The organism is Dokdonella sp. (assembly GCF_039926425.1).
GTDB lineage: Bacteria > Pseudomonadota > Gammaproteobacteria > Xanthomonadales > Rhodanobacteraceae > Dokdonella_A.
In genome coordinates, this window is the sequence record NZ_JBDSWZ010000162.1 from 19,552 (window position 1) to 29,324 (window position 9,773).

The 9,773-nt window shown below is 63.4% G+C and carries 9 protein-coding genes; 5 read left to right on the forward strand and 4 right to left on the reverse strand.

Annotation, left to right across the window (positions count from 1 at the left end):
* Positions 1–6 precede the first annotated feature (6 nt).
* A complete protein-coding gene (locus tag ABIV12_RS09565) occupies positions 7–684 on the reverse strand; it encodes a hypothetical protein (protein WP_348058632.1) in 678 nt (225 codons plus the stop codon).
* Between the two features lie 59 nt (positions 685–743).
* Here ABIV12_RS09565 and ABIV12_RS09570 point away from each other — a divergent pair, with 59 nt between their 5' ends.
* The 4 genes from ABIV12_RS09570 to ABIV12_RS09585 all read left to right on the forward strand — a co-directional run bounded on the left by ABIV12_RS09570 (position 744) and on the right by ABIV12_RS09585 (position 5,992).
* Complete coding sequence (locus ABIV12_RS09570) at positions 744–1,361, forward strand: TetR/AcrR family transcriptional regulator (RefSeq protein ID WP_348058634.1); 618 nt, start codon at positions 744–746, stop codon at positions 1,359–1,361.
* Positions 1,362–1,425: 64 nt separating this feature from the next.
* Positions 1,426–2,076, forward strand: coding sequence for an ankyrin repeat domain-containing protein (locus ABIV12_RS09575; protein WP_348058636.1), 651 nt, complete (start codon positions 1,426–1,428; stop codon positions 2,074–2,076).
* Positions 2,077–2,412: 336 nt separating this feature from the next.
* Positions 2,413–3,312, forward strand: coding sequence for a formate/nitrite transporter family protein (locus ABIV12_RS09580; RefSeq protein ID WP_348058637.1), 900 nt, complete (start codon positions 2,413–2,415; stop codon positions 3,310–3,312).
* Between the two features lie 82 nt (positions 3,313–3,394).
* Positions 3,395–5,992 carry a protein kinase gene (locus ABIV12_RS09585; protein WP_348058639.1) on the forward strand — a complete coding sequence of 866 codons (2,598 nt, stop codon included), beginning with the start codon at positions 3,395–3,397 and terminating at the stop codon, positions 5,990–5,992.
* 50 nt (positions 5,993–6,042) lie between these two features.
* On the opposite strand, the gene ABIV12_RS09590 is transcribed toward ABIV12_RS09585, so the two are convergent.
* Complete coding sequence (locus ABIV12_RS09590) at positions 6,043–7,332, reverse strand: DUF3422 domain-containing protein (protein WP_348058641.1); 1,290 nt, start codon at positions 7,330–7,332, stop codon at positions 6,043–6,045.
* A gap of 331 nt (positions 7,333–7,663) precedes the next feature.
* Here ABIV12_RS09590 and ABIV12_RS09595 point away from each other — a divergent pair, with 331 nt between their 5' ends.
* A complete protein-coding gene (locus ABIV12_RS09595; protein WP_348058642.1) occupies positions 7,664–8,659 on the forward strand; it encodes an NAD(P)H-binding protein in 996 nt (331 codons plus the stop codon).
* Positions 8,660–8,734: 75 nt separating this feature from the next.
* On the opposite strand, the gene ABIV12_RS09600 is transcribed toward ABIV12_RS09595, so the two are convergent.
* Both ABIV12_RS09600 and ABIV12_RS09605 read right to left on the reverse strand, forming a co-directional pair.
* Positions 8,735–9,280, reverse strand: a complete 546-nt coding sequence (locus ABIV12_RS09600) for a peroxiredoxin (RefSeq protein WP_348058643.1) — start codon at positions 9,278–9,280, stop codon at positions 8,735–8,737.
* 356 nt (positions 9,281–9,636) lie between these two features.
* Positions 9,637–9,773: pyrimidine/purine nucleotide monophosphate nucleosidase domain-containing protein (locus ABIV12_RS09605; RefSeq protein WP_348058646.1), on the reverse strand; the 137-nt coding region annotated here is incomplete at its 5' end.

Here is a 9,773-nt window from a genome sequence, read left to right on the forward strand (position 1 = left end):
ATCGCATCAAGTCTGCGAATACGGATTTTCCTCGCGCCACGGCGCGGCAGTTCGATCCGTCCGGATCATCCACATACCGGCCCAGACCATCCACACCGATTGTCCGAGCACGAGCAGCATCAGTTCGTGCACGTGCACGTAGGCGGGTCCTCCGAACAAGGTCGCGAAGCCTGCAAGGCCGACGATCCCTCCGACCCAAGGCAATGCAGCGTCCAGGCGGTCGCTGCGGATGACCCACGACCACAACAGGATCGCCAGCGCCACCATCATGATGTAGATGCGCGTGAGCGAACTTGCGGCAAGGACGCAGAACCGGATCAGCTGCTCGAGTCCCGCGCGTGCGGTGGCATCCGCGCCCGTCCATTCATGCGCGATCCTCGGAATGACGAAACCATCCAGAGCTGCCGCGACGACCAGTCCCGTCGACGCCATCGCGGATGCCAGCAGCGCGGCGGCTACCATCGGTCGTTGCAGCCCAAGCGTCCGCGACAGGCCCGCCTGGCCGACCAGCAGCAGCCAGACACCGACGATCGCGAGGCTGTGGGCGAACGCGTCGACGATCGCCATGCGAGCCAATGCCACCTCGTCGCCGAACGGAATGGCGCTCGGATGCACCACACTCATCAGCAGCAGAACCGCGGAACCGGAAATCAGGATTGCGCCATAACGGATCTGCTGGCTCACGTCGTTCTCGTTGGGATGCAGTTGGCCCGACGATATGCGAGGCTTGCAAGGTTGTGTGCGTGGCCGACGCATTCCCGGACAATCAAGGGTCCACTGTGCCGCATTTCATTCCGATCCCCGGACATTCCGACGATGCGCGTGGCGTGCGAACGCGCGGTGAGTTAGCGTCGGCGCTGATCGGGCTGATGCACGAAAAAGGCTTCGACGATATTTCGGTGCTGGCGATTTGCCGACGCGCAAACGTCGGTCGCTCGACGTTTTATGCACACTTCGAGGACAAGGACGAATTGTTCATCCGCCACACACTGACTTTCGCCCGTGAACTGGGCGGACGACTCGAATGGAATGATGCGGTCGGCAGCTACCAGTTTCCGGCGTGCTGGCTGTTCGAGCACATCCGCCAGATGAAACCGTTGTTCGACTCGTTGGCGCGCGCGCGCAAGACCGAATTCATCCTCAAGGTCTGGCAGAACAACATTGCCGAGGTGTTCGAGCAGCGGGTGCAAGCGGCACGCGTACGCATGCAGACGAATGCCGTTGTTCCGCAAGTGATTCTGGCGCAGCAGCTGTCCGGCACGTTGATCACGCTGATGACGTGGTGGATGGATCATCACTACCCGCTCCCCGAATGCGAAATGGACGCGCAGTTCCATCAGCTGATTGCAGGGTTGAGGTAGAACGGCCGCGACGACGGAGTTGGCTCACAGACAGAGCATGTGTAAACGACACGAGAGAGGCTTCATGACACACGACGATTTCGGCAACCGGATCAGAAGCGGCGATCTCGACGGCGTTCGACGTGCGCTGCTGTCGGACGAGAGTCTCGCAAGCCGCCCCATCCGCTGGTTCCTGAACCAACAGAACGAATCGGACCCGCTGCATTACATCGCCGATTGCGTCGGCCAAGGCTGGCTGACCAACGGCACCGAAGGCGAGCTGGCTCGACTGATGATCGAGCATGGCGCATCGATCAACGGTTCGGGCGACCGCGAAACGCCACTCATCGGAGCGGCCTCGATGGGTGTCGAGCGCGTTGCCAGTGTGCTCATCGAAGCGGGCGCGGATCTCGAGCGAACGTCGGTCTTCGGTGCACGCGCGCTGCACTGGGCGGCGTGGATGGGCAATGCGGCCACCGTCGGTCTGATGGTGTCGCGGGGCGCAGCACTCGAAGCGCGATGTTCGCAGTACGGTGCCACGCCGCTGTTCTGGGCGGTGCATGGATTTGGACCCGGCGGTCCATGCCCGAAAGGGGATCAGGTCGGCGCCGCGCGGATTCTGCTGGACGCCGGCGCCCGCGTTCAAACCACGAACTCGCATGGCCAATCGGCCATCGAGCTGTCGGGATTGTGCGGCAGCGACGCCATGTACGAACTGCTCCTTCGATCGGCTTGAAGCGCGCGACATATCCAACGTCGCGGAGCACTCGATCGTTTTCCGGGAGTAGCTCGATTTTGCCATTCAGTGCGCAGCCTCTTTCGAGAACTCGTGGGAGCGGCTTTCGCCGTGGCCCTTTTCACGTGGCAGAACCGCATCGCGGCTGAAGCCGTTCCCACGTGCCCATTGATGACCTTGGTCTCCGGCTCTTTGACAGCGCTCAACAATTGCTGCGGGGTCGCATCCCGTCGCGGAGATGAACGCGAGCCATCGACACAACTTCGCGCGTGCACGACCGCATGCTAGCGTACGGGTCATTCGCGCCACCGCGGCCCTATCGACGGATGACACGGCATGAGTGGCCCTTCCAGAACGGCATCGACAAAGGCACCCGCGAAGCGCGCAGGCAAGCGCGTCGACGATCCGTCAAAACGCGCATCCGACGCGTCGGCCGAGCTATCGAAAAACGAGAAAAGCGACGTCGAGGAGAAGCGCCCACCACGCCCGGCGGTGATGCATGAAGTCATTCGCCGCGAAGGGGAGCACGAGCTTCGCCGCAATGTTTCGGCACTCGCATTCTCATCGCTCGCAGCAGGTCTGACGATGGGATTCTCGCTGGTCGCAAGGGCGCTGCTGCATCGCCACTTCGGCGACATTCCCGGCCGGTTCCTGCTTGAAAGTCTTGGCTACAGTGTCGGCTTCGTCATCGTCATCGCAGCGCGGCAGCAGTTGTTCACTGAAAACACGATGACGGCCGTGCTGCCGCTCATGAGCAAGCCGAGCTGGGAGAAGTTTGGCCAGCTGTTGCGATTGTGGGGCGTTGTGCTGCTCGGCAATGTCGTCGGTGTCGCCCTGTTCGCCTACGGGCTCCTGCATCTCCAGCAATTCGATGCAGAAACGCAAGAGACGTTCCGCGACATCGGCAAGGAGCTGATGCAGAACTCCGTGTGGCAAATGTTCACCAAGGGCATCCTCGCCGGCTGGCTGATCGCGACGATGGTGTGGATGCTGGCCGCGATCGAGCAGTCCAAACTGGCGATCATCGTATCGATGACCACGCTCATCGCGATTGGTGGCTTCACGCATATCATCGTCGGCTCGGTCGAGACGTTGTATCTTGTCTTCAACGGCGACCTGAGCTGGGGCGGCTATGTGTTCGATTTCGCGCTGCCCGCACTGGCCGGCAACATTGTCGGCGGCAGCGGCATCTTTGCGTTGATCAGCCATGCTCAGGTGCGAAGCGATCGGAGTTGACGCAGTCAGTGCAATGCGCCAATACCAGTTTCGAAGGATCCTCCTCGACGATCCTTCCGTTCCCGATTGAAAGCGCGGCCCAATGACCGACGGCACACATAGCCGGCAATACCTGGCGCCTGGAATCCTGCGCGACGCACTGGATTGTCCGGCCGACGAGCGCGGCGCATTCATTGACGCCCGCTGCGAAGGAGACGCCGCACTGCGCGAGCACGTGCATCGATTGCTTGCCGGCGCGGACGATTCCGATCTCGCAACGGGCGTCGCCGATGACGGCCCTCCCGACGAACCGCTCGACCGGTTCATTGGCAGCACCCTCGGACCCTTTCGCGTCGTCGAATGCGTCGGCCGCGGCGGCATGGGTGTCGTGTATCGCGCGCATCGCGAGGGCGCCGACTTCGACCAGGAGGTCGCGATCAAGCTAATCCGTCGGGGGTTCGACTTCGACGACGTGCAGGCGCGCTTCCTGCGCGAACGCCGCATCCTCGCACGGCTGTCGCACCCCAACCTCGCCCATTTCATCGACGGTGGTGTCTCCAGCGACGGGCGGCCTTGGTTTGCACTCGAATTTGTCCGCGGGACCACGATCACACAGTGGTGCGACGGCCAGCGACTCGACGTTCGCGCGCGCGTCAGATTGTTCCTCGACATCTGCGCGGCGGTTCGCCACGCGCATGCACAGCTCGTGGTGCACCGCGACCTCAAGCCCGGCAACATCATGGTGGATGCGTCGGGTGTCGTGCGACTGCTCGACTTCGGTATCGCCGGGCTGCTCGAGGGCGATGCGGGCAACGCATCGATGTCGACCGCTCCGGGCCATCGACCGGCAATGACGCCGGAATACGCGGCGCCCGAGCAATTCTCGGGCGAGCCTGCGGGTGTCGCGACGGACGTGTATTCGCTCGGCGTGATCCTGTACGAACTGGTCAGCGGCGTGCGGCCCTACGACGTCGGCCGCGCGGGATTTGCGGCCGCCGAACGCGTTGTGCGTGAAACACTCCCGCAGCCGTTGTCCCAGGCAATCTCGCGCGCGTCATCGCCACCCGACGAAGCGCCAGAGGCGCATCAAGCCCGTAGTCCGTTGCGCATGTCCGAGGTGGCGTCGCCCCCGCGCAATCCGGACAGCGCGGCAGTCGACGACGGCATCGAGGTGCGACTCGTCGCGCGCGCCACCCACGTGCGCGCATACCGAAAACAGGTGCGCGGCGATCTCTCGCGAATCATCGAAAAAGCTCTCGCCAAGGATCCGTCCTGCCGTTATCCCACGGTCGAGACGTTTTCCGAAGATCTGTCGCGCTGGCTCGCGGGTGCGCCCGTTCGAGTCACCGGCAACCGGTTCGGCTACCGGCTGGCCAAATTCGTCGGACGAAATCGCGTTGCCGCGGCAAGCGCGGCACTCACGCTGATCGCACTTGTCGCCGCCGGCTCCTTTGCGTTTTACAGTGCATGGCGCGAAGGCATCCAGCGCGATGTCGCAGTCGCGGAAGCGGCGCGCGCGAACGCAGTGCGCGAATACGTGATGCTGATGTTCGGCGATGCCGCCGATCGGTCCGGCGCAACCACGGTCACCGCACGCGACGTGCTCAAGCAAGGCGCTGGCGAGATCTTCACGCGCTTCGCCGATCGTCCCGAAGCGGGCCAGGACATCGCATTGAATCTCAGCGACCTGTTTCTCGCGCTGGGCGATTCCGAAGGTGCGGTCCCGCTGCTCGAAGGCCTTCTCGCGTGGCCCGGGATCGATCGCAACCCGTCTGTGCTCGCCAGTGCGCGCTACAACCTCGCGCAGGTCGAGTACTCACGCGGCAAGACACCGCGTGCACAGGAACTTCTCGATCAGTCGCAGGCCTTCTGGGCAACGCAGCCGGAACGTTTCCGCTCGATTCTCAGCGAAAGCCGTTCGGTGCAGGCGCAATTGCAACGCGCGGAAGGCCACACGGATCTCGCCGTCGCAACCCTCGAGAGCGCAATCGCGGAACGACGCGCGTTTCTCGGAACATCGGACCGGGAGGTGGGCTCGGCGCTGAACGCACTGTCCCTCGCGCTGATGCAGCTGGGTCGTTACGAAGAGACGATCGATCGCGCCAATGAAGCGTACAAAGTATTCGAGTCCATCGGGCAGGCGCGCTCCGCCACCGGTCTTGCGACGATCAACAATCGCGCGCTCGCCGAGGGCTACCTCGGACGCCATGCGGAAGCGGAAGCCGACAACCGCCTCGTCGTCGCAGCACGTCGCGAGCTGTATGGTGAATCGCCGGAACTCGCGGCAGCGCAGAACAATCTGGCATTGTCTCTGACGCGGCGGAAGAATTACGCCGAGGCGATTCCGCTGTTCGAGGATGCGCTGCGCATGGGAATTGCGCAGCGAGGGGACAGCGGACGCGAGGCGACCATGGCGCGCATCAATCTCGCCGAAGCCTATGCCGCGACGGATCGGGTGACCGAGGCCGCGGCGCTCGCGGAAGAGGCGGTGGCGAGTGCGGAGACGCACTATGGTGCGCACAGCGTCTACGCCGGCGTCGCACATCGCGCGCGCGCGAACGTGCGTCTTGTGCAGGGGCGAATCGTTGAAGCACGCGAGGACCTTGCCACTGCGACGACCGTCTTCGATGCAATGGGCAAGGGCGGCGCGATCTATCTCAAGTCGCTCGCCGACATCCGCGAAAAACTTGGCGCGCACTGAGGCACGGAACTTCAGGCGGCGCAGCCGTTTCCGGGTGAAAGCGGACCGTGTCAGTCGCTGGACGCTCGCCGACGCGCTGCCCGCGTGGCGAGGATGACGAGAGCAGCCAGAACCGGGATGCTTGCCCCGACGATCAATTCCGGATCGACATGCAGTCCGCCACTCTTGAGAGATTTTGCAATCAGCCCGACGACGCTCGCCGCGTAGTACACGATGGCAATCACCGAAAGTCCTTCGACGGTTTCCTGCAATCGCAGCTGCATCTTCGCGCGCTGATCCATCGAGCCCAGCAGCATGTGGTTCTGGCGTTCTCGTGCAATATCGACGCGGGTCGACAGCAGCGCGCTGGCGCGGGCAACGCGTTCGGACAATCCGTAAAGCCGATCGAGCACGGTCGCGCATGTCGCGACCGCGGGCGTGAAACGGCGCGTCATGAATTCGCCGATGGGCTGAACACCGGGAAGGCGCCGCTCGCGCAATTCGGAAATTCTCGCATTGACGATGTTGGCGTAAGCGCTGCAGGCCCGGAAACGGAACTGCGACGCCGCAAGTCCGCGCTCGACTTCCGCGGCGAGCCGCGTCACCAGTTGCAACAGTGTTTCATCGTCTCCAGTTCGCGCAGCGATGTCGTCCGTGACGGTGGCGAGCTCCGCCTCCATCTCGGCAAGTTTTGCGATGTAGTGCCGCGCAACCGGCAGCGCGAGCAGCGCCATCATCCGGTAGGTTTCGATCTCGAAGATGCGCTGCATCATCCGACCGGCCTGTCGTGCGGTGTACCCGTCATCGAGCAGCAGCACGCGAGAAAAGCCATCGGCGTGGATCTTGAAGTCGGAGAAGATCGCGCCGACACCTTCACCGACGCTGCCACCGGCAGTAATGTTGTCGTCGAAATAGCGAGCAAGCAGCACTGCGTCGGCAGTCGACGTGCTCGCGGCGATCAGCTCGGCATGCGCCGCAACGAGCGTGAGACCCGGGATTCCAGCGAGCCACCCCGCAGGGAGCAGCGCCGCCGCAGGTTGGTCGAAGGGTGTTGCGCCAACTCCAGGCACGACGACGGTGTAGCCGGAAAATTCCCCGTGACGTTCCCACTTGATCGTCAACCCACCCAGACGCGCGGTGAAGTGGCTGCTGGCCGTGTCCGGCGGGTCGACCGCGAATCGGCTACACAGGTCTGCGAGGTGCTCGATTTCGCGCTTTCGATCGGCAGGCGGGATCAGCACCGCCACATACGTTGCACGTGAAGGCGCCTCGAGCGAGTCCGACGGGCGCGCGTGCACCTCCTCGGAAATCTCCCGGCGCGAAGGATGTTGCGGTCCCAACATCATGGATGGCGTCGACATACTTGACTCCCCCGGCAGACAGAAAGAGCGGCAGCAAGGCACGTTCGCGCAGCATGCATGGCGCGTGGCAGGCTCGGATACGGGCCGCACGTCGCTGCCCACCGATCGTTCGCCCACTCGACCCTGATGTCGTTCAGAACGGCTCGCAGAGATATAGCCGAATTGGATTAAAAAACACAGGAATAGAGTGGACTGCTAGGCTTTCCGCATCAGCACGAGACCTCGCCTTCGATCGGACAGAGCTGAAATTCGCCAGGCACCGGCCGCCATGTTCCGGCCGGCTCCACGGGGCTTGCGCGCGCGTCGCGATGCATGCACCTTTGCGCTCGCCATGATCAAGCAAACATCGAGTTTCCCGACCGATCGTGGTTCGCCGCATCCGCGACGCATTTTCATGCTCGGCGCAACCGGAACCATCGGACGCGCGACGACACGAGCGCTGGTCCGACGCGGCCACCAGGTCGTCTGCTTCGTGCGAAAGCACGCCGACATCGAAGGCGCCACAGTGCGCATCGGCGATGTCTGCGCGCCCGCTTCGCTGCTGCGCGACGGTTTTTGTGGTGAGCGGTTCGACACGCTGGTGTCATGCATGGCATCGCGCACGGGCGTACCGGAGGATGCCTGGGCGATCGACTACCAGGCGCATGTGGATGCGCTGGAGGCCGCGCGCGTCGCAGGAGTGGGCAACGTCGTCTTGTTGTCCGCGATCTGTGTCCAGAAGCCACAGCTCGCGTTCCAGCACGCCAAGCTCGCGTTCGAGAAGGTGCTTGTGGATTCCGGACTCCGCCATTCGATCGTGCGTCCGACCGCGTTCTTCAAGTCGCTGTCCGGGCAGGTCGAGCGCGTGAAGAAGGGGCGCCCGTTCCTCGTGTTCGGCGACGGCACGCTGACCGCGTGCAAGCCGATCAGCGACGACGACCTTGCCAACTACCTTGCCGACTGTCTCGACGACGAGCGCCTCCACAATCGCGTCTTGCCCATTGGAGGGCCGGGCTCCGCCATCACGCCACGTCAGCAGGGCGAACACTTGTTTGCCCTGCTCGGACGCAAACCGCGCTTCAAGCAGGTCCCGGTGGCGATGCTTGATGCGATCATCGCAATTCTCAGCACAGCCGGGCGCATTGTTCCGGCTCTGGCGGCGAAGGCGCAACTCGCACGCATCGGTCGCTACTACGCCACCGAATCGATGCTCGTGCTCGATCCGGCGACAGGTCGATACGACGCCGATGCAACGCCGTCGACCGGATCGGACACATTGTTCGATTACTACGCACGCCTGATCAGCGGAGACGCAAGCGCCGAGCGTGGTGAGCACGCCGTGTTCTGAGCGAGTGGATCAGCCGCGTGCTGCCAACCGATGCGATCCGTTCGAGACAGCGACCGCGCACCGCGCGCATCGGTTCTACGGCTTCAACTTCTTCACCGCGTCGAGCATTTCCTTGACGTGGTCGTTCGGGCTGAGCGCCGAATACGCATACGCGACCGATCCCGACGGCGCGATCACGTAGGACGTCCGGTTCGACCAGCCAGGCTTCATCGTCAGCAATGCGTCGTATTCCTTCGCGATCTTCGCGCCGGCATCGGCTGCCACCGGAAACTTTCCGCCGCAATGCTCGGTTTCCTTCGAAAAATCGGCGAGCTGGTCGACGTTGCCGGCGGTGACGCCAATGACCGTCGCGTTCTCGGCCTTGAACTTGTCCATCGCTTCGGAAAACAGGTGCGCTTCGACATTGCAGCCGGATGTATGCGCTGCGGGGAAAAAATACACGACGACCGGCCCTTTCTTCAGGGCGTCGGCAAGGTTGAACGTGAACGGCTCACCCGCGAGATAGGCGGGCGCGCTGAATTCGGGCGCTTTCGCGCCGACCTTCAGCGCACCGAACGCCGGAGCCGCGAATGCAAACGCGGCGACGGCGCCGAGGGTCACGAGTGAGACGATGGATTTCATGGCAGATGCTCGCGTTGGGAAGTTCTCCGTTATACACCGACCGAATCGGCGATCACCATTCGCGGTGGAGACATGACGGCGTCGGCCGCGGGTTCCGGCAAGAAAGGCGCCGCGTGGCAACCGCTGTCGAAAACGCAGCATCTGCACAGCACCCGCGGCGTACCGGCTCGACGCACGCCGGATGGAGCGTGACCGAGGGACACCCTGATGAGCGTCGCGGTCAAAGCTTCCGCTCGGCGTCGTCGAACATGAACCGCCAACGTCAAGCGTGCAAATCCAGAGGAGCAGACGCCTCAACCGTCAGCACCCGCCCCTGCGTGTTCGTCGTGTTTCCAGCGTGCGCTGTCGATCCCACCTCAAGACGCGAGGATGCGGTAGCACGGAACGTACGTCGCCCCCGGCAGTTTCATTCGATGCTGCTCGACGAAGCTCGCGAGCAGCGCATCGAGCGCCTGCATGATGTCCTTGTCGCCGTCGATCTCGAAGGGGCCGT